General features: G+C 54.5%; 25 protein-coding genes. 14 read left to right on the top strand and 11 right to left on the bottom strand.

Annotated features, from left to right (window positions below; all coding sequences use genetic code 11):
• Nucleotides 1-290 precede the first annotated feature (290 nt).
• The 3 genes from TH19_RS12755 to TH19_RS12745 form a co-directional block, all read right to left on the bottom strand.
• Nucleotides 291-842: a transcriptional regulator gene (locus TH19_RS12755; RefSeq protein ID WP_114102710.1), complete on the bottom strand. Its 552-nt coding sequence runs from the start codon at nucleotides 840-842 to the stop codon at nucleotides 291-293.
• Nucleotides 839-1,333, bottom strand: coding sequence for a response regulator (locus TH19_RS12750; protein ID WP_114102709.1), 495 nt, complete (start codon nucleotides 1,331-1,333; stop codon nucleotides 839-841). Before TH19_RS12750 ends, TH19_RS12755 begins: the two co-directional genes overlap by 4 nt.
• 282 nt (nucleotides 1,334-1,615) lie before the next feature.
• Nucleotides 1,616-2,089: a deoxycytidylate deaminase gene (locus TH19_RS12745; protein WP_114102708.1), complete on the bottom strand. Its 474-nt coding sequence runs from the start codon at nucleotides 2,087-2,089 to the stop codon at nucleotides 1,616-1,618.
• A gap of 286 nt (nucleotides 2,090-2,375) precedes the next feature.
• On the opposite strand from TH19_RS12745, the gene pyk reads away from it, so the two are divergent.
• From pyk to TH19_RS12730, 3 genes are all read left to right on the top strand, one after another.
• Complete coding sequence (gene pyk / locus TH19_RS12740) at nucleotides 2,376-3,794, top strand: pyruvate kinase (RefSeq protein ID WP_114102707.1); 1,419 nt, start codon at nucleotides 2,376-2,378, stop codon at nucleotides 3,792-3,794.
• Nucleotides 3,795-4,169: 375 nt separating this feature from the next.
• On the top strand, nucleotides 4,170-5,678 hold the full coding sequence (locus tag TH19_RS12735; RefSeq protein ID WP_114102706.1) for a DUF2336 domain-containing protein: 1,509 nt from the start codon (nucleotides 4,170-4,172) through the stop codon (nucleotides 5,676-5,678).
• 5 nt (nucleotides 5,679-5,683) lie between these two features.
• Nucleotides 5,684-6,640 carry a hypothetical protein gene (locus TH19_RS12730; protein ID WP_114102705.1) on the top strand — a complete coding sequence of 319 codons (957 nt, stop codon included), beginning with the start codon at nucleotides 5,684-5,686 and terminating at the stop codon, nucleotides 6,638-6,640.
• A 25-nt stretch (nucleotides 6,641-6,665) separates the two neighbouring features.
• On the opposite strand, the gene TH19_RS12725 is transcribed toward TH19_RS12730, so the two are convergent.
• The 3 genes from TH19_RS12725 to TH19_RS12715 all read right to left on the bottom strand — a co-directional run bounded on the left by TH19_RS12725 (nucleotide 6,666) and on the right by TH19_RS12715 (nucleotide 8,866).
• Entirely contained in the window at nucleotides 6,666-6,980 is a 315-nt protein-coding gene (locus tag TH19_RS12725) for a ribbon-helix-helix domain-containing protein (protein WP_114102704.1), read from the bottom strand.
• Nucleotides 6,981-7,128: 148 nt separating this feature from the next.
• Nucleotides 7,129-7,710, bottom strand: a complete 582-nt coding sequence (locus TH19_RS12720) for a DJ-1/PfpI family protein (RefSeq protein WP_114102703.1) — start codon at nucleotides 7,708-7,710, stop codon at nucleotides 7,129-7,131.
• 181 nt (nucleotides 7,711-7,891) lie between these two features.
• Nucleotides 7,892-8,866, bottom strand: a complete 975-nt coding sequence (locus TH19_RS12715) for a mechanosensitive ion channel family protein (protein WP_114102702.1) — start codon at nucleotides 8,864-8,866, stop codon at nucleotides 7,892-7,894.
• Nucleotides 8,867-9,091: 225 nt separating this feature from the next.
• Here TH19_RS12715 and TH19_RS12710 point away from each other — a divergent pair, with 225 nt between their 5' ends.
• Both TH19_RS12710 and TH19_RS12705 read left to right on the top strand, forming a co-directional pair.
• Nucleotides 9,092-9,991, top strand: coding sequence for an OmpA family protein (locus tag TH19_RS12710; protein ID WP_114102701.1), 900 nt, complete (start codon nucleotides 9,092-9,094; stop codon nucleotides 9,989-9,991).
• A 172-nt stretch (nucleotides 9,992-10,163) separates the two neighbouring features.
• Nucleotides 10,164-10,808 carry a hypothetical protein gene (locus tag TH19_RS12705; RefSeq protein WP_114102700.1) on the top strand — a complete coding sequence of 215 codons (645 nt, stop codon included), beginning with the start codon at nucleotides 10,164-10,166 and terminating at the stop codon, nucleotides 10,806-10,808.
• A gap of 108 nt (nucleotides 10,809-10,916) precedes the next feature.
• On the opposite strand, the gene TH19_RS12700 is transcribed toward TH19_RS12705, so the two are convergent.
• Complete coding sequence (locus tag TH19_RS12700; protein WP_114102699.1) at nucleotides 10,917-11,339, bottom strand: CoA-binding protein; 423 nt, start codon at nucleotides 11,337-11,339, stop codon at nucleotides 10,917-10,919.
• Between the two features lie 208 nt (nucleotides 11,340-11,547).
• On the opposite strand from TH19_RS12700, the gene TH19_RS12695 reads away from it, so the two are divergent.
• Nucleotides 11,548-12,429 carry a protein-methionine-sulfoxide reductase heme-binding subunit MsrQ gene (locus tag TH19_RS12695; protein WP_114102698.1) on the top strand — a complete coding sequence of 294 codons (882 nt, stop codon included), beginning with the start codon at nucleotides 11,548-11,550 and terminating at the stop codon, nucleotides 12,427-12,429.
• On the opposite strand, the gene TH19_RS12690 is transcribed toward TH19_RS12695, so the two are convergent.
• Together TH19_RS12690 and TH19_RS12685 are read right to left on the bottom strand one after the other, a co-directional pair.
• Nucleotides 12,401-13,036, bottom strand: coding sequence for a LysE family translocator (locus TH19_RS12690; protein WP_114102697.1), 636 nt, complete (start codon nucleotides 13,034-13,036; stop codon nucleotides 12,401-12,403). The two genes, TH19_RS12695 and TH19_RS12690, sit on opposite strands and share 29 nt — an antisense overlap.
• A gap of 103 nt (nucleotides 13,037-13,139) precedes the next feature.
• Complete coding sequence (locus TH19_RS12685; protein WP_114102696.1) at nucleotides 13,140-13,946, bottom strand: enoyl-CoA hydratase; 807 nt, start codon at nucleotides 13,944-13,946, stop codon at nucleotides 13,140-13,142.
• 212 nt (nucleotides 13,947-14,158) lie between these two features.
• Here TH19_RS12685 and TH19_RS12680 point away from each other — a divergent pair, with 212 nt between their 5' ends.
• The 5 genes from TH19_RS12680 (at nucleotide 14,159) to rpsI (ending at nucleotide 17,324) form a co-directional block, all read left to right on the top strand.
• Complete coding sequence (locus TH19_RS12680; RefSeq protein WP_147250763.1) at nucleotides 14,159-15,037, top strand: hypothetical protein; 879 nt, start codon at nucleotides 14,159-14,161, stop codon at nucleotides 15,035-15,037.
• A gap of 307 nt (nucleotides 15,038-15,344) precedes the next feature.
• A complete protein-coding gene (locus TH19_RS12675; protein WP_114102694.1) occupies nucleotides 15,345-15,632 on the top strand; it encodes a hypothetical protein in 288 nt (95 codons plus the stop codon).
• A 144-nt stretch (nucleotides 15,633-15,776) separates the two neighbouring features.
• The gene (locus TH19_RS12670) at nucleotides 15,777-16,217 is read left to right on the top strand and encodes a PaaI family thioesterase (protein WP_114102693.1); all 441 of its coding nucleotides are present in this window, start codon (nucleotides 15,777-15,779) and stop codon (nucleotides 16,215-16,217) included.
• A 154-nt stretch (nucleotides 16,218-16,371) separates the two neighbouring features.
• Nucleotides 16,372-16,839 carry a 50S ribosomal protein L13 gene (gene rplM, locus TH19_RS12665; RefSeq protein WP_008890948.1) on the top strand — a complete coding sequence of 156 codons (468 nt, stop codon included), beginning with the start codon at nucleotides 16,372-16,374 and terminating at the stop codon, nucleotides 16,837-16,839.
• Complete coding sequence (gene rpsI / locus TH19_RS12660; protein ID WP_114102692.1) at nucleotides 16,839-17,324, top strand: 30S ribosomal protein S9; 486 nt, start codon at nucleotides 16,839-16,841, stop codon at nucleotides 17,322-17,324. The genes rplM and rpsI overlap by 1 nt, the downstream gene beginning before the upstream one ends.
• A 177-nt stretch (nucleotides 17,325-17,501) precedes the next feature.
• On the opposite strand, the gene TH19_RS12655 is transcribed toward rpsI, so the two are convergent.
• On the bottom strand, nucleotides 17,502-18,665 hold the full coding sequence (locus TH19_RS12655) for an alpha-hydroxy acid oxidase (RefSeq protein ID WP_114102753.1): 1,164 nt from the start codon (nucleotides 18,663-18,665) through the stop codon (nucleotides 17,502-17,504).
• A gap of 380 nt (nucleotides 18,666-19,045) precedes the next feature.
• On the opposite strand from TH19_RS12655, the gene TH19_RS12650 reads away from it, so the two are divergent.
• The 3 genes from TH19_RS12650 to argC all read left to right on the top strand — a co-directional run bounded on the left by TH19_RS12650 (nucleotide 19,046) and on the right by argC (nucleotide 22,524).
• On the top strand, nucleotides 19,046-19,927 hold the full coding sequence (locus TH19_RS12650) for a GNAT family N-acetyltransferase (protein WP_114102752.1): 882 nt from the start codon (nucleotides 19,046-19,048) through the stop codon (nucleotides 19,925-19,927).
• 91 nt (nucleotides 19,928-20,018) lie between these two features.
• Nucleotides 20,019-21,314: a hypothetical protein gene (locus TH19_RS12645; protein WP_114102691.1), complete on the top strand. Its 1,296-nt coding sequence runs from the start codon at nucleotides 20,019-20,021 to the stop codon at nucleotides 21,312-21,314.
• A gap of 163 nt (nucleotides 21,315-21,477) precedes the next feature.
• A complete protein-coding gene (gene argC / locus TH19_RS12640) occupies nucleotides 21,478-22,524 on the top strand; it encodes an N-acetyl-gamma-glutamyl-phosphate reductase (protein WP_114102690.1) in 1,047 nt (348 codons plus the stop codon).
• Between the two features lie 73 nt (nucleotides 22,525-22,597).
• Here the strand turns inward: argC and TH19_RS12635 are convergent, their stop codons facing one another.
• Complete coding sequence (locus TH19_RS12635; RefSeq protein ID WP_437128969.1) at nucleotides 22,598-24,031, bottom strand: aminotransferase-like domain-containing protein; 1,434 nt, start codon at nucleotides 24,029-24,031, stop codon at nucleotides 22,598-22,600.
• Between the last annotated feature and the right edge of the window lies 1 nt (nucleotide 24,032).

Below are 24,032 nucleotides of genomic sequence, written 5' to 3'. Positions count from 1 at the left end.
AGCTACACCCGCATGGTGTGTGGCGCGGTTTTTAGCAGTCACCCCCTAAGGGCGCAAGCGGTTTTTGACCCGAAATTCAAATTAATTTTCCGATTTTCGCATGGGTAGAAACCGCGCCGGATTTCAGAGCGTCAAGGTTCTGGTTTCGGGTGTGAAAGCACAGCAGCCGAGCGCGCAAACGGGGCGCGTGAACCGGCGGGGCTGTGATCACAATAAACGATGAGAAGGGGGCAGGGAGAGGGCGGAAACGCACGAGATGTATGCTGCGTTTCCGTTCCGGGTGCGCGGATTTATTCGCGGGGCAGCTCGTAGCGTTCTGCCAGTTTGGTCAGGGCGGCAACGGTTGCCTGTTCGACGGTCGAGCCAAAACCGGTGACGCGGCCAGCCAGAATGACATAGAGAGAGTCAATGTGAAGCTGGATCACCAGAAGCTGCTTTTCATTGGCGGTGGTACGGTCGGCGACAAAGCTTTCCATTGATTTGGCAATCTGGGTCATCAACGGATATTGGAACGTACCGCCAAGCGCCTTGACCGAATAGGCGAGGTCGGAGCTGGTTTCAACAGCAGCGCCGCGTTTGGTCTTGTCGCCAAGTGCGCCAATGATCAGGCGGCGACAATCCATCAGATCCTTGCCGATATCACGGACAAAGGTTTCCGAGCTGCGCTGCACGACCATTTCCAGCTCTTCGAGCTGTTCGGGCGACAGATTGATGTCAAAGCCTTTGACGAAGTTCACGGCCCGGCGCTTCAGGTCGGTTTGGGCCGGAATGATCTGTACATTCTTTTTTTTGGGCTCGTTCGGCTTCACGATGGCTCCGCTTCCCCAGTCAAAATGGCTCATTCGTCAAGGCTCCTACGGTCAGGGCCATCAAACTGGACCTGCCTGCGGCGTCGGTCGGGGCCAAAATACGTTCCGGTATTAATGAAACGTCTTGGACGGGCGATGACCGAAACCAGTCGACTATAAAGTGCCTTGGCATTGAACGGTTTTGCAAGGAATTCTGTAATGCCAAGATCGCGGGCCGTCGTCACATACCGGTGTTCGGAATGCGCAGTCAGCATAATCACAGGAATGAACCTGTTGGGCGAATTGGTCGAATTGCGCATGACGTCAAGGAATTCAAGGCCGTCCATGCCGCGGAGTCGCCATTCGCAAACAACGATATCAATCTTTTCAGTGCGCAAGACGTCGAACGCGTCATTCGGCGTTTTGACACGCTGAATGTGACTGGCTCCGAGATAGGCCAATGTGTCGTAGACTACTTGAGCTGAAATCTTGTCCCCGTCAACGATCAGAAAACTGATTTTACTAAAGTCGATTTTCGCGTTCATCCGGCCTCGTTTCCTGAGCATCATCACGAAATGGGTCGCTGTTCAGGGACTCACAGCAGCAATTCATCTCGGTTGCTGGTGTTAAATCCTTATACCTTTGTCTGGTTTCCAGCAAGGTCTAACCGCCTCATTCATGGCCTGGAAATCTGACAAATACTGACGCGGGGCCAGTGGTTAGGCACAAACAGATAGCATTTCGATCATTATTCTTATTGGTGCTCGTGTCCGAGAGACAATCCAACCATATTGGGGATGTCGGGCAATAGTAAAGGGCCTGATAGATTATTTCATGAGTTCGGTTGTGCCGTCATCATCAATGACTTGTACGGCAACACCGGATTCCTCGAACATTTCGGTGGAAATTTTCATGTCCTGTTCCCAACGTTCGAGAAAATCTGCGGTCAGTTTGGTCTTGTCGACAAAGACCTCTGCGATGCCGGCCTGAATGATGGCGCGTGCGCAATCGCAGCACGGGAAATGCGTCACATAAAGCGAACAGCCGTCAAGCGATGTGCCGGTATAGCTGGCATTGTAAATGGCATTACGTTCGGCATGTTCGGTATAGGCGTATTTTTCAGGGCGCTGATGGCGGCTTTCGACTTCGTCATCAACGCCGCGTGGAAAGCCGTTATAGCCAACCGCACGGATTTCCTTTTTGGGGCCAATGACAACCGCGCCCACCTGGGTGCTGCGATCTTTTGACCAGTCGGCGATATGGGCCGCAAGACCCAGAAAGCGGTGGTGCCATTTGCTCATTGGATAAAGCCCCGTTTGCGTCGATGTAATCAGAAGACCCGCATGCCGTCGGGCAGGGGCAATTATATTTCCTGTACCCTTTTAAGAGGGGGCTTCTTGTAATTGTCCAGAGAAAAATCACATTTTTGTAAAGGCATTTAGTGAAAAGTCCCTGTTCAAATAGGGGCTGATTGACTATTAAGGGGTTACCCCCAGAAAAATATCAGGACGCCTTGGCGCCTCGCCGCAGATGCAGGCCGAAGCGGCAGGGCTCACGTGTAAACCAAATAACAAGAGGTAGTAGCCGATGCGCCGTCAACGTAAGGCGAAAATCATCGCGACCCTGGGGCCGGCGAGTTCCAAGCCAGAAATCCTCGAGAAAATTGTAAAAACGGGCGTCGACGTATTTCGCCTGAATTTCTCGCATGGGGAACACTCAGAACATCTGGCCCGTTTTGAAGCTATCCGCGCTGTTGAAGAAAAGCTTGGTCGTCCGATCGGGATTTTGATGGACCTTCAGGGTCCGAAAATCCGCGTCGGCACCTTTGCTGATGAGCAGATTACGCTGGAAGCCGGTGATACGTTCAAGTTCGATATGGACAAGACGCCCGGCGATAACAAGCGCGTTGCCCTTCCGCATCCGGAAGTTTATGCAGCCCTTAAGCCGGGTGCGAACCTGTTGCTTGATGATGGCAAGCTGCGTATGCGCGTTGAAAAATGCGATGACAAGTCGGCTGAATGTACCGTTATCACCGGTGGTCCGCTGTCGAACCGCAAGGGTGTGAACCTTCCTGACGTGATGCTGCCTTTGTCGCCGCTGACCGATAAGGACCGTGCCGATCTGGTTTATGGTCTGGAAATGGGCGTTGATTTCGTCGCCCTGTCCTTCGTACAGCGTCCGGAAGACGTCGCCGAAGCCCGCAAGATCATTCAGGGCCGTGCGGCCATCGTTTCCAAACTGGAAAAGCCGCAGGCAATTGAACATCTTGATGAAATCGTCGAGCTGTCGGATATGGTGATGGTTGCCCGTGGTGACCTTGGTGTCGAATGCCCGCCGGAAGATGTTCCGATTCTGCAGAAGCGGATCATCAAGGCCTGCCGCGAAGCTGGCAAGCCGGTGATTGTTGCGACCCAGATGCTTGATTCGATGGTATCGAACCCGGCACCGACCCGCGCAGAAGCATCCGACGTCGCGACCGCCATTTATGACGGTGCCGATGCGGTGATGCTGTCAGCGGAAAGTGCGGTTGGTAAATACCCGCTTGAAACCGTTTCGATCATGGATCGCATTCTGGTCCGTGTTGAACAGGACGAGCTTTATTACCGCATGCGTGACGCCAACCGTCCTGATCCGGAACATAACGCACCGGATGCGATCAGTGCTGCTGCCCGTCAGGTGGCAACCACGATCGGCTCCAAGGCGGTTGTTAACTATACCACGTCCGGTTCGACCGCATTCCGTGCCGCGCGCGAGCGTCCGGAAGTGCAGATTCTTGGTCTTACGCCGCGTATTCAGACCGCACGTCGCCTTGCACTTTGCTGGGGCGTTCATCCGGTCTTTACCCGTGATGCGACCAACTTTGCCGAGATGGTCGGGATTGCCTGTGAAGTTGCCCAGCGCGAAGAATTCGCGAACCCGGGTGATTCGCTTGTGATTACCGCTGGTGTGCCGTTCGGTACGCCGGGTGCGACCAACATCCTGCGCATCGCATGGGTGAGCAATTAATTTGCAGGCAATCTGATTGCCAGACACGATGAATGGCGGGCGGCCTTGATGGTCGCCCGTTTTTTTTTGTGTTTTCCGGGCCGAACCGGGAAGGTGCAGGGGGCTGTTTGGAGGGCGAATATCAGCGGATTGCATAGGTCTCTGTATTGTTAATGTTTTTTTGAGTCTTTGCGTCGATAGTCTATCTGTAATCAAGGCTTTGTCTGATGGCATAGGTTTTGGTCGTTGGGGTTAAGATTTTTAGACGTCTTGTCAGGTTGTGTATCGTTGTCAGTTCTGATTAAACTGTTCTGACAAAACATAAAAATACAGGGATCACTCATTGTTGATTCCGGATATGCCGCCAGGCAAGGGACCAGGGGAATAGCTGCGATAATGCTGAGTTGGATGTTCAATCGGCAGAAAAACACGGGTGACGGGGGGCTTGATGACAAGGCCTCTGCGAAGCTTCGTGATCTTGCTGAAACTGTCCGTACAGTCGCACCCGATGCATTTTCTGCAGATGCAGGTCATGCGCGTGGGCGGTCGATCCCGCGCAAAAACGCCAGCGAAGAATTTTCAGAACAAAGCGCGCTTGAACATGCGGCCCGCCTTTCATCGGAAATGGCGCATGTTGATGATGACGATGATGCACCGGATTTTGACAGCGATGTCCGTATGGATGTTGCACGCCGTTTGCGCCGGCATCTTCATGATGTCAGCCCGTCCGAGCGCCTTGAAATGGTCGAGGAATTTGTCGCGGCCATTGCCAATATGGGGGAATGCTATCGCCCGCAGGTGATTAATCTGATCGAACAGGAACTGGGGCATACCCCCTATATGACCCGTCAGGCGGCAAGCCGCCTGCGTCAGGATATTCAGTCGATTGGCCGGGTGTCCATCGGGGAATATATCGAACTTCTGAGTGATTCCGATTTCCTTGATATCATGCGCGGTCGTGGCGAGTTCGTTTTGACCGCGGCCGAGCGTGTGCGCGAAGAACAGGAAGCCGCAGCCAAGGCGCGCCTGATCGCGCTGCAGGCCGAAAAAGAAAAAAGCAGCCTTTTGAACCGGTTGCTGTCATCGGATGATGCGCCACGCAATGTTGTCGCGATGGCGCCGCAATTCACCGAACGCAAGCCCGATGCACCGAAATCCCCGGCCAATGATCTTTTGGGTGGCCAAAGCCGGATTTCGCGTCAGGCCCAGCGTCGTATTGCCCATTTCATTATGGCGTCGCTGTTCGATACCCTGGTTGAACAGGGGCGGATGCGCACCGAGGTTGCCCGTGCACTTCGTCAGTCTGTGCGCCAGCGCATTGAAAAGGCCCGGTTCGAAAACCGGATGCCTGCTTATGCATCTGATAGTGCTGCTGCAATCGATGTGACTGACGACGTGATGCTGGAACATGAAAGCGACACGTCTTCGCATCAGAAGATGACAATTGATCAGTATATCCTTGATGCGGTGTCACGTAATGATGACGCGCTTGTGGTGCAGTCACTTGCCCATTATGCACAAATACCGGTGAATGCGGTTTCCAAAATCCTTGATTCGGGCAGTGCCCGTGCGATCACCGCACTGGCATGGCGCGCAGGCATGACGGCACCGTCATCGGTGGTCCTGCAAATCAGCAATGGCATCCCGGAAGCCAGTATCGAAAGCCCGGCTGCGGGTGGTCGTTACGCCATGGCGTCGACGGATATGGATTGGTATATCGACTTCTTTAACGATACCAAGCCCGCCGTATCGCGCCCGCGCAATGACAAAGAAAATGTTGCACCGTCGGCGGCGACAAAGCGCACGACAAATCCGAATATCCGCCCGCGCGAAGGCCGCAACAATGGTGGCCTTGAAGGTCTGGTCTCTGACAGACGATCTATTAAGGATCGAAAAGGGGACTGAGGGCCATGAGCAGCAATCACGGCATCTCGTATGACGCGTTGAAATATGCGCTGACGATCAAGCAGAGCTATCAAAGTGGCGAACCCTTGACCGTGACCGGTGCTGCCAAGCAGCAGCGTTTGCTGATGCCTGAGCATTTGCTGAGCAATGATCTTGCCCTGATGCAGTATGACGATCCGCTTGCCCTTGCGGTGATTGCGACACGCGACCCGGAAAGCCCGATGGCGCTTGCAGCAGCCATTCGTATGGGGCCGCATGCCAAATGCAAGGAACTGATTACCGGCGTGTTTGAAGTCGTTGCTGACGCAACCAAGCACGAACTGGTCGCCGATTGCGCCAAGCTTCTGTCCAAGAATGCCTTTAGTCCGGATGCCTTCCATCTGGTTCGTACGCGTGCATCCAATCACGTTGTCGAAATCCGCGAAGCATATCGTCGGGCAATGGCCGAAAATCTGCGTGCGCTTCTGGATGGCAAGATGGCGGCACGTGAATTTGTCGAGGAATTCATCGAGCTTGCGTCAAACGGCAATCTGCGGATTGATATTTATCGCCGTCTGGTGATGAAACTGATGCGGTCCGATGCTGTGCGCCCAAGCGTGAAATTTATGCTGCTGGAACGGCTTGATCGTTTTCCGCAGATGGTCAAGCTTCAGATTGTTAACGAAGTTAACTCGGCCCCAGATACGCCGGAATATCAGACCCTGAAGCAGGAATTGCGCTGGATCTACGAGACCAAGCAAAAGCAGCAGGCACCGCAAGTTCCGATCAATGCCAGCAAGCCGCAGCCCACAGCAGCCGAACTTGTTGCACGTTCACAGATTGATTTCGGTGCCGCCGCAGGTCTGCATCAGCGTAACAGCATCATCAAACCGGCCGAGCCGACACTTCGTCGCAACAGCAATCCACTGACCATGCGCAGTGGCGGTTTCAGCACCCGCGAACTTTCATCCTGGCTGAACTAGGGGAGCCGGTTGCCCGGGCAATGCCCTAGCTGACCAGCCGGGAAGTTGTCTGTGCTGTTTCATGCGGGCCATGAAGGCCAAGCTGCTTTTCCAGATAAACTGTGCTGATCACTCGTAACAGGGATGCGAAGTTTGGGATGTCACCGCGTTGTGCCACCACTTCGTCGTAAATCTTGCCCAGAAATTGCGGCGTGGTGAAACCTTCGCCAGACGAGATTTCATCAAGGATTTGCCAGAAGCGCAATTCAAGACGCAGACTGGTGACAACACCGTTGATCCTTACCGAGCGGCTGACAGACTGGTAAAGTTCGGGTTCTGTCCCGGAATAGATTTGACACATTTGGACGGCCTTTCCTGTGGTGTTTGATGCTCCGTTTATTATCGGTGTTATGTCCGGGGCTTTATCCGCCCGGCAAAGCATCTTTCAGCAGAAGTCCATGGTCAGGTAAAAATCGCCCAAACGCAATTGGCGATTGGGCGATTTGTCGTCACAACGAGATTTCAGTGCCAAGAGCCGCAAGGAATGCCGCCATCCATTTCGGATGGGCAGGCCATGCCGGGGCGGTCACCAGATTGCCATCGGTAACGGCATCATCAATGGCGATATCGGCATAGGTGCCGCCCGCCAGTTTGACTTCGGGTGCACATGCCGGATAGGCCGACACAGTGCGGCCCTTGATGATGTCCGCTGCGGCAAGAAGCTGGGCACCATGGCAGACCGCAGCAATCGGTTTGCCAGCATCATTGAAGTCACGCACCAGTCGAATGACATCTTCGTTCAGGCGCAGATATTCAGGGGCACGGCCGCCCGGGATCAAAAGGGCGTCATAATTTTCGGCGCGTGCCGATGCAAAGTCCGCATTCAGTGCGAAATTGTGACCGCGTTTTTCAGTATAGGTCTGATCGCCTTCGAAATCGTGGATGGCGGTTGCGACGGTATCGCCAGCCTTCTTGTCGGGGCAGACCGCATCAACCTTGTGCCCGACGGCAAGCAGGGTCTGGAACGGCACCATGGTTTCGTAATCCTCGGCGAAGTCGCCAGTGATCATCAGGATGTTCTTGGCAGACATTTTGTATCCTCCCGGTTGGTTTGTATCCGTCTTTCAAGGATACAAACCATACGCCTGCAACGGGCGTGACGGGTAACAGCGGGCTACTACACGGTTCACAACGGACCGCGTCGGAAGGGCACACAAAAAAAGGAGGCCCGAAAAATCGGGCCTCCTTTCAGAGATGCGGATATTGATCCGATCAGCTTTTGCTTTCCGGTGCCTTTTTGGCAGCAGCGGTTTTTGCCGCCGGCTTTGCCGCAGTTGCACGGGTGCGGGTTGCCGGTTTCTTGGCCGGTGCCTTTGCCGCCGCCGGTTTGGCTGCTGCGAGCTTGGCAACGCTTGCCGTTTCCGGTGATTCGATGACGTGCAGGTCGCGCTGCGGGAACGGGATCGAGAAACCGGCTGCTTCAAGTTCGGTTTTCGATTTGCGGGTCAGATCAAAGAAGGTCGGCCAGAAGTCCGCCGTTGCGACCCAGCCGCGCGCGGTCAGATCGACCGAGCTTTCGCCGAGGGTTGCCACAAAGCTCATCGGGGCCGGGTCCTTGAGAACGCGTTCGTCCGAAGCAACAAGGTTCTTGAGGAATTCCAGCGCGCCATCAACATCGTCGTCATAGGAAATGCCAACCTTGATATCCATGCGGCGGGTCGGGTTGCGCGAATAGTTCTTGATCGAGCTGTTCCAGATCTGCGAGTTCGGCGCAGAGATGAAAACACCATCCGGAGTCTTGAGCAGGGTGGTGAACAGCGAAATTTCAACCACCGTACCCGAAACAGACCCGGCCTCGATGAACTCATCAATCTTGAGCGGACGCAGGATCAGGATCATCACGCCGGCTGCGATGTTTGACAGCGTTCCCTGCAAGGCAAGGCCGATGGCCAGGCCAGCGGCACCAAGAACAGCGATGATGCTGGTGGTTTCAACGCCGAAGTTTGACAGGATGGCGATCAGGACAAAGATCAGGATCGCATAGCGCACAATGCTGGCTGCCAGCGGCTTAAGCGTGGCGTCTACGAATTTCGCATTTTTAAGAGAATGGCGGACAAGTGCCGATGCGCGACCGGCAAGCCACCAGCCAACTGCAAGAATGACAATTGCGCCCAACAGATCCATGCCAAAGCCGAGCGCGAACTCCTTTAGCATCAGTGTGATCTTGGATACATCGGTTTCGATCATTTAATCCTCGTCCGCTCTGTGTCTTGTTGTATTGATTGATAGTCATACGTCTGTATGAAAGAATAAGCATTACAGGTTTATGTGTTCTTGAAAAGTGTGTAGAGAAATACAATTCTTTCTACAGGTATGGAACAAATCGCGTTTTCGGTCGTTTTGAGACATAATGTCACCATCTTTGGTGATAAAGTATTATCTGAATAACAACCTTCACGACAGGGGTAAGACATGCAGCTTCGTCCGTCTCTTCTTTGTGCACTTGGTGGCGTTGCGCTTCTGAGTGCATGTAGCAGCGTAGATAATTCCGGTACTTCTGTAATGTATGGCGGTAACCCGCTTACCTACAGCAGCTCCGTATCTTCCGCGATTTCCGGTGCTGAACCGACCACCGCTTTTGGCAAGGCGCTTAAGGCAGAATATATTGCCTATGCACAGCGTGAAGCTGACGAGTGGTATGACTTCTTTGATGCTGACTTCTTTGCGAAGAAAGCAGGCAAAGTTGTCGAAGACGAAAATATTCTTCCGGAAGACCCGGCCAACTGGCGTTTCTCGGACGAGGAAATCGCCCAGAAACGTGCAGTTCGCGATGAACTGATTGCGTTGCTCGATAGCGGCAAACGCGAAGAAAAGCCTGATACCGCAGCTGTTGCGCAGGCCCGATTCGACTGCTGGGTCGAGGAAAGCGAAGAAGGCTGGCAGGATGATCTGATCAGCCAGTGCTGGAAAGACTTCGAAGCTGCGATGGCAGAACTTCGCGCCGTAGAACCGGCACCGATGGCAGCACCGGTTGCTGCCAAGGAAGCACGTCTGTTCACGATCTTCTTCGATTTCGATAGCGTTGCAATCACCCCGGTTTCCGAGCGTGTTCTTGATGCGGCTGCGGAACAGTGGGCATCGTCGATGGGCAATGTTGCAATCGTCGGTCACACCGATTCCTCGGGTTCGGCTGCCTATAACCTGAAACTGTCCGAGCGTCGTGCAAAAGCGGCTCTTGATCAGCTGACCGGTCGTGGCATCAAAACCGACATGATCGATAGCGATGCGGTTGGTGAAGGCGAACTTCTGATCCCGACTCCGGATGGTGTTCGTGAGCCGCGTAACCGTCGTGTGACAATTTCTGTCGACTAAGTACGGTCATTTACCAAATCTTTGGCAACGAGGTGGCAATATGCCACCTCGTTGTTTTTATATGTGCTTTTATCTGCTCGATGAAAATTGCAGGAATTACAGTTGTAATTTGGATTAATCTGCATAATCTCAGCGAGAGATTTCGACACGTAAAAGTGAGAGGCGGGGATAGATGCTGAAGGCCATCAAGGCGGTCTTTTCGCGACGCTCGGGGGGCGTGACACTTGCACTGGCGATTGCGTCAGTTTCATTTGCTCCGGCTGCTGTTGCAGCGGATAAAACCCCAATCGTTCCATTCGAAAAATATTACGCAGATCAGCGCGGTGACGGAAAATACCTGCGCTTTAATGCATTTTCCGGCGAAATTCCGGGTAAGCGGATCAAAGCATTGTTGCGATCCGGACAAGTTATCGGGGACCGCATCCTTCTTTCAGAAGATGTCGCGGTCTATTTCCCGGATGGCTATATCGTTCAGTCGCAAGCCAGATTCGGCAAATATGTTCCCAAAGCAAACATCAAGACGGAAGGCGTTTCCAAACGCGATCATTTGACGGAAAACCCGCGTTACGCGCTGGTTGAGCGTTTTGATACGATTCTCGGACGTGAATGTGCGCGTACGGAATATGCCAATGGTTTTGCCGCCTTGCGGATCAAGCCGGACGGGGTGATGTCGCTGGTTCTCGAAACGTCGGGTCTTTATGACCAGATCGTTGATGAGAAAACGACCACCTATAGCGTGACCAGCGCCGTGCAGCCGGACTTTATCGGCAACCAGGGGCTTATGCCCGAATTGATGGCGCAATGCCGCCGCGGTTAAGTGCGCGGTAACAGAATATAGAATTAAGCAAAAGGCACCGGAACACCGGTGCCTTTTTGTTTTGGGTCCCGATCGGAAGGCGGGATCGGAGCCTGATCGCGCCGGGCCTTAAAACAGCCTGGGAATTTCGATGGCGGGGCAGCGGTCCATTACCGCGACCAGGCCATTTTCCTGGGCCTTCAGGGCTGCTTCCGGGGCGATGACGTCAAGCTGCATCCAGACCGACTTGGCGCCGATGGCAATGGCCTCGTCGATCACACCCGGCGCGTCATCACTGTTGCGGAAAATATCGACCATATCGACCGGTTCGTTGATATCGGCAAGGGTCGCGGCAACTGTTTGTCCGTGAATTTGCCCGCCTGCCTGACCGGGATTGACCGGGATAACGTGATAACCGCGATCAAGCAGGAATTTCATCACCCGGTTTGACGGACGTTCTGCCTTGGGGCTGGCGCCGACCAGGGCAATGGTTTTGGTGGTTTCAAGCAGGGTCTTGATGGCGGTATCGTCGGGATTGGCAAACTGGGGCATTTGATCGATCTTTCATCGCGGCTTTGTTGGTATCTATCTGATGATAGTTATATCTTCGGGATTGCTATGCAACTGTTTGGCGTCGGGTATTGCGTTTTAGGCGGCTTCTTTTGCATCCTCGCGGAAAGTTGATGGCAAGTTTAAATGACGCGGGACTTCAAATGGGGTTTGACTGGGATAGAACCACATAACAACAGGCGTTGCTTGCATGTATCCATGGCTTGATCCGTCCGGGCGTTTTTCCGCATTCAAACTGGCAGTCTTTGTTGCCCTCCTTGTTCCGGGGGCTTGGTTGCTTTGGCCCGTGGTTTCACAGGCCGGGGCTACGATCCCGGTCAAGGAAGCGATCCTGCAAAGTGGTGACTGGACGATCCGGATTTTGCTGATATCGCTTTTGATTACGCCGTTGCGCCGGATTACCCGTTTTTCCAAGCTGGTACAGGTTCGTCGCCAGATCGGCGTTGGCGCGTTTTGCTATGCGATTATTCATCTTGGCCTTTATGCCATAAGCCAAAATCTTGATGTTGGCCGGATCGCAAGCGAGATCGTGTTGCGGATTTATCTGACCATCGGGTTTGTCGCCATTATTGGTTTGGCCGTCCTTGCCGCAACCTCGACCAAGGCCGCGATGCGCAAACTTGGCGCAAAATGGGGACGGTTGCACAAACTGGTTTATCCGATTGCCGTTTTAGGCGCAGTGCATTTCTTCATGCAGTCCAAGGTCGATGTCAGCGAGGCAACCCTGATGGCGGGCCTGTTCGTGGCCTTGATGCTGTATCGCTTTGCGCATTGGCGGGGATGGTCTTTGCGTTCGGCAACCACCCTGATTGGCATTGCGATAGTATCCGGGCTGGCGACGGCGGGGATTGAATATGCCTGGTATGCGCTGGCAACCGGCATCCCGGCAGAACGGGTCGCAGCAGCCAATCTTGAATGGATGTGGCCGCTGCGTCCGGCATGGAATGTTTTGTTGGCGGCCCTTGGAATGGTGGTGATCTATCCGTTCGGGCGTGACGGGTTTGCGCGGGTTGCAATCGCCAACATATGGAACAGCTTGCGCCTTAAACCGCAGCACTCGCGCGGCGGGTAAGGGCGGTCAGCAAGCCGGCACCGATCATCACACCACCCCCGACACGGGTCAGGCGGCGCATGGCATCGGGATTGCGGAAACGTTCGCGCAACGCACCGGCCATAGTCGCCCAGATCGCCACATTGATGGCGGCCAATGTGACAAAGGTCGCGGTCATGACAATAAACTGCGGCAGGACCGGGCTGCCGGCGGTTACGAATTGCGGGACAAAGGCGATAAAGAAAACGATGCCCTTCGGGTTCAGCGCGGTGACGATATAGGCCTGAAGGAACATGCGTGACGGGCGGTTGCGTTTGGCATCCGGATTGTCGTGCAGGGCTTCGGGTTTTTCGCGCCACATTTTGATGCCGAGATAAATCAGATATCCGGCACCGCAAAGCTTCAGAACCGTAAAGGCCTCGGCCGAGGCGGCAAGAAGCGCACCGGCCCCGGCAAGGGAGATGGTCATTGCTGTCAAATCACCAAGGGCAACACCGGGAACTGTTGCCCAAGCGGTTTGACGGCCTTTGCCAAGCGCATAGCTGACAACCAGCATAATGGTCGGGCCGGGAATGGCCAGAACAACGGCACAGGCAAAAGCAAAGGCAAACCAGATTTCAAGCGACATCAGAATTCTCCATCGGATAGTGGCCCCGCATGGTTCAATGGCGGGTCACATATAAGCAAACGCAGAGATCAAATACATTTGCAACCCTTCTTGAACGGGCTGTTTATTCGTGCCGCCATTCGGGGTGACGTTTTTCCACAAAGGCCCCGATCCCTTCGCGGGCATCGTGTTTTTGCATGTTGGTGGTCATGACCCCGGACGCATAGTCATAGGCATCCGAAAGCGGCATTTCGAGTTGCTTGTAAAAGGCCTGTTTACCCAGCCGGACTGTCATGCCGGACCGTGCCGCAATCCCGGCGGCAAGTGCGTCGGTTGCCGGTTCGAGATCGGCATCATCAACCACATCGGAAACCAGCCCCATCGAAAAGGCCATCTGTGCCGGAACCGGATCGCCGGTCAGAAGCATCCGCATGGCATGTTTACGGGCGATATTGCGGCTGAGTGCGACCATCGGGGTCGAACAAAACAGGCCGATATTGACACCCGGTGTTGCGAATTTGGCCGTGGCGGCGGCGACGGCAAGATCGCAACTTGCGACCAGTTGGCAACCCGCCGCCGTGGCCATGCCCCGAACGCGGGCAATGACAGGTTGGGGCAGGGTGACGATCCGCATCATCAATTGGCTGCACTGGGCAAACAGACGGGCATGTTGTTCGCAGTCGGAAATACAGCCCATTTCCTTGAGATCATGACCAGCGCAAAATACCGGGCCATCGGCAGCCAGAATGACACAGCGAATGTCAGGCGAACTGGCAATTTCATCGAACGCATCATGCAGGGCGGACATCATTGCCGATGAAAGCGCATTGCGTCGTGCCGGATTGGACAGGATAAGGGTTACATATCCGTCGTGATCCTGGCGGGTGACGAGGGGCGTATCTGTTGATTCTTTGGGGGTTTCGGACGTCATGATGTTCCTCCGTGATGCCGGTTGGTGGCGTGTTTTTGATTTTCTTCTACATGTGATCGTAGTAGAATTGCACGTAATGGGTCATCAATAAAACCCTTCTGAAGCGCCGCGTTGATTGGTGCCGGGACAATAAGTGAAACGGTAAATAAGCCGTAAGGTTGTGGATGAGTGATAATCAGAGACGGCGTCCAGGCTTGGCGCCGACCCGCTTCGTGTCCAGCCGTCAAAGGCAAGAGGCCGTTGTAACGGGTAAACCGGTTCGACAGACGCCGATCAAAAGATTTGATCGCAAGGACGTGATGGAGCGCGATCTTGAACGATATCGCGCCGAAGCGCGTGCGCGTCTTCTGCGTAACGGGTTTGATATTCCACCCTTCCTGATGCCAAAGCCAAAAATTACCGAGGACGAGGAAGAAACCGGCAAGCCGCAGGACATTGATTATGTCGATGCGGTCGAGTTCCGGACACCGGCCTTGGTCGGGCCCAAGCCGACCCCGATGGTCAGCGACAAGGAAATCGCTGAAATCGCGGCCAAGCGCGCCGAGACTGCGCAAAGACTTAAGCCAAAGCGCCATGTGCATGTTCAAAACAGATTGTCGGGTGCGGCTGCGTTGCACGGCAAGGGCGGGGCACCGGCGGCGCCGGATGCCAATCATGCGCACGCACAGGCTGCTGCGATCGCACGGGAAAAATCGGCATATGACGAATATGTCGAAAGCCTGAATGGCGGTGCGACGCTTCTGGATCATGCGCGCCAGGATGATGGCCGGATGGCCGCGGCGACCGCAAATGATATCGAAGGACGTGTTGACGACTTCAAGGAAGCAGAAGCCCGTCAGTCACGGATTGATCTGCCTGACAATACTGTCAATTGGGCGGCACAGGATGAACTTGCCCGAAAACGCAAGGCAGCCCTTTTGAAACAGGAAAGTTCCAAGGCGCAGAATGGCCGGGCGCGGGGCAAGGAACGCCGTGCAATGAGCTGGAACACGTTCCTGCCGCGTGCGGCGGCCTATATGATTGCCGCAATTGCCATTGGCTATGTGCTGGTGCTGACCTTTAACGAGTTTTCGGCAATCATCGGGAAATAGGCAACCATTGTCGGATTGGTGCCTTAATCCCCATATACAAAGTTGGAACGCGATCCCAAGCCCATAAAATGATTTGAGTTTTCAAAACTGCTCTCGGTTTGGGGGCGTATATAACAAGGATGGCGGCGCGGTTGTGGGAACTGTCCGCCCTTGCAAAGGTAAAAAGATTATCATCGTGGGGACTGTGCGATAGACCGTCGATAAGGGGGACCGTCATTCATGGGATGCAGCAATGCGGATCATGATGGCTGTGAAGTTTGAGTTCACCCTTGTTGCAGGAGGCAGCGAGTGACGCTGTAAAGTCGCCATGGCACATGACGAGACTGGTCAGGAAGACCGTCGCCCTGTTTATCTTCCCGAGAACCGCCATCATTGGGCGTCCAATGACGAGGTCAACAAGCCTGTTGTTGATTTGTCCCGCGGTCCCGTCCGGGCGCGTTTCAAACGCAAGGACCCCACAACCCCGGCTTTGTCCCCTGCGGAATGGATGCGCGAAAACCTGCCACAGATCGGGGCAACTGCCATTGTCGCCATCGTTATCGGTTGTGTGGTGGTGGCGGCCTATACCGATCTGGCGGGCATTGTTCTGCGATAATATCAGTGCGACTGACAGGGGCGGGGATATCCGGTGCCGGTTGGTCTGCTAAAATATTGACGTTAACGTAAACGTTATGTCAGGCTGTTGGTTGTGGATCAATAAAGCCAAATCAAAATTGGCAAACAGGGGAGGCCCGCAATCATGACCAGTTCCCAAAACAGGACCGGCATTACACCGGCGGACTTTGACGCAATCATGCGTGAAAAGGTGCCGTTTGTTGGCGATATGGGGGTGACGACCGAAAGTCTTGAAAATGATACCGCCATTTTGCGTCTGCCGTTCAGGGAACGGTATTTGCGTCCGGGGAATGTGGTGACGGGGCCTGCGATCTTTGCGCTGGCGGATATCGCCCTTTATACGGTGGCGTGGCTTGTTGTGCCCAAGGCCGATCTGGCGGTAACGACCGAGGCGACGGTGCATTTCCTGTCCGGGGCCAAACCGGGTGATCTGATTGCCGAGGCCAAGATCCTTAAGGCGGGCAGGCGGCTTTTGATTGCGGAATGCCATATTCGATCCGCAGTTGATGACAGTTTGTGTGCCCATGTGATCGGGACATATGCGATGCCGCCGGACCAAAAATAATCAAAATCGTTGTGGTAAAATAATACCACTGTACGTAAAGTATTGATTTTGAACGAAATATTCCTGTTGTTTTCCTGTTGAATGCTGGCATAATGCGCCGACTTTCAACGAGGGACGTTTCCCTCCGTGAAACCCAGTTTTCGAGTATAGATATATGAAAACCTTCACTGCGACACCGAGCGACATCGAGCGCAAATGGTTCGTGGTCGACGCTGAAGACGTCGTCCTTGGCCGCCTTGCTGCTGTTGTTGCCAACCGTCTTCGTGGTAAACACAAAGCTATGTTTACCCCGCACATGGATTGTGGCGATCACATCGTCATCGTCAATGCCGAAAAAGTCAAACTGACTGGCCGTAAACTTCAGAACAAGAAGTTCTATTGGCACACCGGTTACCCGGGCGGCATCAAAGAACGCACCATGGACAAGCTCCTGAATGGTGAGCATCCGGAACGTGTGATCATCAAAGCTGTTGAGCGTATGATGTCCCGTGGTCCGCTGCGCAGCCAGGTTCTTTCCAAACTGCACGTCTATGCTGGTACCGAGCACCCGCATGAAGCTCAGAAGCCGGAAGTCCTCGACGTTGCGGCGATGAACGAAAAGAACAAGCGGAGTGGCAAATAATGGCCGACACCAAAACTCTTGAAGATCTCAAGGATCTGGCACAGGGCGGTGAAACCGCAGCTGCTGAAGGCACCCTGCCGGAGCCGAAGATCGACGCACAGGGCCGTTCCTATGCAACTGGCCGTCGTAAGAACGCAATTGCACGCGTCTGGATTAAACCGGGCTCGGGTAAAGTCACCGTCAATGGCCGCGAATTCGAAGATTACTTCGCACGTCCGGTTCTGCGCATGGTGATCAACCAGCCGTTCGGCGTTACCAACCGTAAAGACCAGTTCGACGTCGTTTGCACCGTTTCCGGTGGCGGTCTGTCTGGTCAGGCTGGTGCCGTTCGTCACGGTATCTCCCGTGCTCTGACCCTGTTCGAACCGGCTCTGCGTGGTTCGCTCAAGGCTGGCGGGTTCCTTACCCGTGACTCGCGTGCTGTTGAACGTAAAAAATACGGTCGTGCAAAAGCTCGTCGTAGCTTCCAGTTCTCGAAACGTTAATACGTTTCCAGACATCTGGTACGATACAGTATTGGAAAAGCGCCACTTTCGAGTGGCGCTTTTTCTTTTGCCAATCGGCAGGTTCGACCAACAAAAAAACGGCGTCATTTCCAGGGAAAGACGCCGTTTTTGTATGTAGATATCGGGGCGCCTGAGGCACCATGTAATCTGTTGCGGTTACTGCCAGCGGTCCGAGAAGTCGCGCGGGATCATCAGGATGTCACGATCAACCGTGTTGATATCGGTGTGACCACAGAATGCCATCGAGACTTCAAGTTCTTTGTGAATGAGTTCGAGGGCCTTGGTGACGCCTGCTTCGCCCATTGCACCCAGTCCATAGACATAGGCGCGGCCGATATAGGTGCCTTTCGCACCCATGGCCAATGCCTTCAGCACGTCCTGACCGGAACGAATGCCACTATCAAGATGGACTTCGATCTTGTCGCCGACCGCATCCATGATGGCGGGTAGCGCGCGGATCGAGGACAGCGCACCGTCAAGCTGACGTCCGCCATGGTTTGAAACAACGATGGCGTCTGCGCCGACATTCAGGGCTTCGACCGCGTCGCGCGCATCAATGATCCCCTTGATGATCAGGGGGCCATCCCACATCTTGCGGAATTCACGAATGCGATCCCAATCAAGAGAGTCATCAAATGCCTGGGCGGTCCAGTCGCCGAGCGACGACGGATCGGCTACACCCTTGGCGTGACCGACAATATTGCCAAAGAAACGGCGCTTGGTGCCAAGCATGCCGAGGCCCCACTGGACCTTGGTCATCATATCGGCAACCGATTTTACGGTCAGCTTAGGCGGAGCCGACAGACCGTTTTTCAAATCCTTGTGGCGCTGACCCAGCATCTGAAGATCGACCGTGATGACGGCGGCCGAGCATTTGGCCGCCTTGGCGCGGTCAAACAGGCGCTGCATGAAGTCATCATCTTTCAGCGTGTAAACCTGTAGCCAGAACGGCTTGGAAGTGTGTTCGGCGACATCTTCGATCGAGCAGATCGACATGGTCGACAAGGTATATGGCACGCCAAACTTTTCCGCAGCACGGGCCGCCTTGATTTCACCATCTGCACATTGCATCCCGGTCAGTCCGACAGGGGCAAGTGCGACCGGCATGCTGACATCCTGGCCGATCATCTGGCTTTTGGTGGTGCGGCCCGACATATCGATTGCGACGCGCTGGCGCAAGTGAATGTCCTGAAAATCGGTGGTGTTTTCACGGAAGGTCTGTTCGGTCCAGCTTCCTGATTCGGCATAGTCGTAGAACATACGCGGCGTGCGCCGTTTGTAGATACGTTTAAGGTCCTCGACGCAGGTGATCACTGGCATAAGTTCAACTCCGAATAAAGTGCGCTTGGTAATGGTAATACCAGTTTCCGAGGTTATCGCAAACCGAATTGAAAAATCAGTGTCTTTCCAGCTTTTTTCACATGTCGGAATCAGGGGGCGGATGATCGTGCGCAAAGAATTTTAAAAAGAGGGATCGGAATTTCCCAACTGTGTGATAATAACAAATGCAGGAACGATAATTTCTGGATTCAAGGAGCCCTCCAATGGTTGGAACTATGCGACGAATTTTCACGACATAGCTGTTTGAACCTCTATTGGATATCCTTGCAATTTGTGAAGGGCCGCTGATGGAGCGGTCTTTTTTTATGCCAATTTGACATGTGGCAGCTTCCATAACCCCAATGAAAGGGACCACCGATATGCAGTACAGAAAGCTGCACGACGCCGATCTTGATGCCGCGAACGCATTTCTTGCCAAGCATGCTGCGACCAGCATGATTTTGCGTGGAAACTTGCGAACTGCCGGTATCGAGCGACGTCGTCATCCGCTTTCTGGAACCTATTTCGGTGCGGTCGACGCGGGCGGGGCGATCCATGCCGTCATGGCGCAATTTGGCAATGGCAATGTCTTTGTCCAGTCCGGGGACGCAACGCAGGTACCAGCCGGGCTTGTCGATGCCTTCCGGGCCGAAATGCCAACCCCGGTTGCCGGTGTGTTCGGGGATGCGGATCAGGCGGCGGATATTCTGGATCAGTTGGGGCTTTCCGATGCGGATTATGCGATCAATGCATCGGACATCCTTTATGGCCTTGATCTGTGTGATCTGATTGTGCCGGTCAATGCGCGGGCCGATGATTTTCAGATGGTCGATGCAGAAAAGGTCGAGCGCAGCACATTGTTAAGCTGGCTTCGGGCCTATGAGATCGAAGCCCTTGGGGCGGAAGATACCCCGGTTCTTGATAGCAAAATCGCATCGCGTCTTGTTCATGCCCTTGATGCCCGCAACATGTGGGCGCTGATTGTGGATGGCAAGCCGGTCAGTCTTTCGGGCTTTAATGCCCAGATGCCCGATATGGTGCAGGTGGGCCCGGTCTGGACACCACCGGAAAGCCGGTCAAATGGCTATGCCCGGATACTGGTTGCCAAGACGCTTTTGGCAGCACGTGCACGCGGGGTGATGCGCGCCATTCTGTCAACCGACAGCGAAGCCGCGGCAAAGGCCTATGAGGCGCTTGGTTTTACCAAGATCGGGCGCTATCGCTTGGCGCTGCTTAAAAGCCCGGTTAAGCTGGCGGCATAGTTTAAGCTCACCCTTAACCGGATTGAGGTCTGCTCTGAAACGCAGCCTGTTATCTTGTGCGATCCCGAAATTTATCCTGCCAGCGGCGATTATGTTGCTGGCAGGTGTTTTGGGTTTGCTGTCTGCGCAAGGCAGCGCGCAGGCCCAAAACCTTGCACAGGTTTTATACCGGTTTGAAAACCGCGCCCTGACACTTGGCCGATACGGATCGGTTGCGACATTTCAACAACGTCTATTTGCGCAGGCGGCCAATTGTGCGGGCAAACCTGCGAGCAGTTATGGCAAGGCCGACGGCGTTGTCGGGGCCAAAACCAGACAGGCAATTGTCGATTTGCAGCCTTGCCTGAATTCTGTCGTTCGCGGGGCTGTCGGGGCGGAAAATTACGGGGCGATCACGGTCGGACTGTGGCGGCTTTTGATGCCGTCACAATTACCGCCACCGGGTGCGATTGAACGTGCCAATCAGCTTACTTTCGCGCTTGAAGGCACGGATTACGACGTTATCCAGTTCAATTTCTGTCAGTCACCCAACCCGCGCAGTGGCAAGCGGTTTCTGGAAGGTGATCCATATTGCTTTACCAATGATCCGCGGGCCTATCTGACCTGGGGCCCACGCGGTGCAACAGCCGGGGCAGGGGCGGAAATTCAGCAAATCCTGTTTGCAACTGAACGGGCCAAGCCGGGATTGCTGCGCGATATCTTTGGGCCGTTTACCGAGGATATGCACAGGCTTGCACTTGGCAATAATGATGCGGCCTTTGATTTGCTGTGCGCGATCTGGGTTAATGATCGCGAACGCAATGATTTTACCCGGCGGTTTGCCGCCTATGGCGCGCATCCGGATGTGCAGGAATCCTATCGCCGGGTCTATGATGCAGCCAATGCCGATGGCGGCAAAATTGCGCGATTCTTCAAATTGTATAAGTCAATAAAACCGTTGATCAAACGTGATCCGACCGAGGTTGATCTGGCGTTTTTCATCGACCGCGCAACCCATGGATCGGTGCCGCCCGGGGATATCAGTCAGCTTGTCGATCAGATGAGCCGGTTTATTACCCGCACACGCAATTTGCCCAGCCCGGGCGAGTTGCGCAAGCAGTTGGCGGCGTGGCTTCCAAGCCATCACAAATATAATGACCGTCTGGCCCGTGATGCGATTTTCCTGGTCGATGATCCGGGCGTTGTGGTGTCGGACGCCCATCGGCGGATGTGGTTGCAACGTTCCGGATTAAAGGCCAGTGACTTTGGTCTTTCCGATCAACGGTTTGTTGCCGATTACCCGGTTGCCGCCCCCACCGGGTACGAGAAGATTGAAAAATTCTATACCGTTTTGCCGCAGGACAAGCGCGCCTGTCCGTCAACGGTCCGCCGTGCGCGCAAGAAGTAAGGCATTTCTGGTATATTCCCATGTCAAAACTGCATGGGGATATTGCGGTTTATCAGGGATATTTGTCGCCTAATTGCTTGCATCTGATGGGCTTGTTTGACAACATCCGCACGTTATCAATACCTGCATGTTTGCAGGCACGCCTTTAGGAGCAAGATTTGAAATGAGTGACGTTAAGGTCAAAGTCGGAATTCTCGGTGCCAGTGGCTATACCGGGGCAGAGCTGGTTCGCATTCTTGCGCATCATGCTGCCGCGGAAATTACCCTGTTGACCGCTGACCGACGAGCCGGACGTCCGTTCGGGGAAGTTTTCCCGCATCTTGCCCATATCAAATTGCCGACCATGATTTCGATTGCCGAAGCAGACTGGTCCACCGTCGACATGATTTTCTGTGCGCTGCCCCATGGTACGACGCAGGAAGTGATTGCCGGTCTTCCGGAACATGTAAAGGTTGTCGATCTGTCGGCCGATTTCCGTCTGTTTGATCCGGCGACCTATAAGGAATGGTACGGCGCGGAACATGCCGCCCAGGATTTGCAGAAAGAGGTGGTCTATGGCCTGACCGAACTGCATCGCGACAAGATCAAAAAGGCACGCGTTGTTGCCAATCCGGGGTGCTATCCGACCCCGGTGCAGTTGGCATTGACGCCGCTTCTTGAAGGCAAACTGGTCCATGCCGATGACATCATCATTGATGCCAAATCCGGTGTGACAGGTGCCGGCCGTGCACCGAAGGAAGGTACGCTTTATGCCGAGGTGACCGAAGGCATTCACGCCTATGGCACCGGCGGGCATCGCCATGCCCCGGAAATCGAGCAGGGCCTTGCATGGGCATCGGGTCAGGATGTTGTGGTGAACTTTTCGCCGCATCTGATGCCGATGAGCCGCGGTATCCTTGAAAGCATCTATCTCAAAATGACCGATGGCACCACGGCCGAAGACATTCAGGCAGCACTTGAAAAGCGTTTCGCCGATGAGCCGTTTGTCCGCGTTCTGCCGTTCGGTGTGACACCGCAGACCCGCCACGTGCGTGGTTCGAACTATGTCCTGATGGGCGTGGTCAAGGACCGTGTGCCGGGCCGTGTGATCATTGTCGCGGTTGAAGACAACCTGGTCAAAGGCGCATCGGGTCAGGCCGTTCAGAACATGAATGTGATGCTGGGCCTGCCGGAAACCATGGGTCTTGAGATCGAGCCGCTGTTCCCGTAAGCGACCCGTATCCAACACGCTGCAAAGTTACAAAAGGCGCATCCATCCGGGTGCGCCTTTTTGCTTTGGGTCGCTACGAGCGCATGGCGCGTTCAAGGACCTCAAAGATTTTGGGGTGCTGACATTGCGCGACGTTAAAGCGCATCAGGTTGCCAGCCGATTGCGACATGCTGAACACATTGCCCGGTGCCAGAACCACACCATCGGCAAGGGCGTTACGTGCCGTTTGTGCGGCATCAATGCCGTCTGGTAACGCACACCACAGGAATATCCCTGCCTTGGGTGCAAGAACCGGGTGAATGCCAAGGGATGCCAGATTGTTCGCCGTCTGGGTCATGGTGCGCGACAGCCGGTCGCGCAGGCCATCCATATGTTTGCGATAGGTGCCGTCTTTCAGAACCGTATGGACCAGTTCCGGGGCAAGGTTGCTGCTTGAAAAGCCGGTTGCGACCTTAAGATCAATCAATTGGTCAATCCAGTCCGGCCGGGTGGCGATATAGCCACAGCGCATTGACGCCGAGAGGGTTTTGGAAAAACTGCCGATATGGATCACCCGTTCCATCCCGCCAAGGGCGGTCAGGCGCGGTGCGGGTGTGGTTTCAAAATCGGCAAAAATGTCGTCCTCGATAATGATCAGATCGTGCTGTTCGGCAAGGTTAAGGAGCTTGTGCGCGGTTTGCGGCGAAAGTGACGCGCCTGTCGGGTTGTGAAGGCCGGAATTGGTGATGTAAAGGCGCGGCTTATGGGTTGCGAGGACATTGGCAAAGGCATCAATATCCGGGCCATTCGGACCAAAAGGCACACTGACAATATTGGCGCGATGCGCGCGCAACAGGGCGCAGAAATTGAAATAGCACGGATCATCAATCAGAACCGTATCGCCGGGCCCGATCAGGAAGCGACATAGCATATCAATGGCCTGTGTCCCCGATTCCGTCAAAAGAACCTGATCGGGTTCGGCCATGATGCCATAACCGGCCAAGCGCCGTGACAGCAATTGCCGCAAGGGGGCAAGTCCAAGCGGGGTGCCATATTCAACCAGAACATCATCAGAGGCCCGCGCAAGCGTGCGCAGTGCGCGTCTGATCGATTGTTCGGGCATCCAGTCGGGCGGCAACCAGCCACAACCGGGTTTGAGCATATCGGGTCGGGCATCAAGCGATTGGCGCGATACCCAGAACGGATCAATTGCCCGATCAAGTTTCGGGCCAATTTGCGCAATCGAAAGCGGGGCGGTGTGACCCGCCACATAAAACCCCGACCCACGGCGCGACTGTATGATGCCTTCGGCAACCAAACGATCATAGGCCTCGACCACCGTCGAATTTGATACCGCCATCTGGCGGGCACAGGACCGGATTGAGGGCAGTTTGTCACCACTAACCAGATTGCGCGTGGCAATCCGGTCGCGGATGGTTGCCATGACTTTGGCGACAAGGGTGTTGTCCTTGCCGTTCCGGTCATCCGTGCCGGGAATGTGATCTTTTGGCGGTTTGTGAAAGGTCACT

The sequence above is a fragment of the Thalassospira profundimaris genome, from assembly GCF_003326675.1.
In the GTDB taxonomy this organism is placed as follows: Bacteria; Pseudomonadota; Alphaproteobacteria; order Rhodospirillales; family Thalassospiraceae; genus Thalassospira; species Thalassospira aquimaris.
This window is presented reverse-complemented; position numbering and strand designations above follow the sequence as displayed.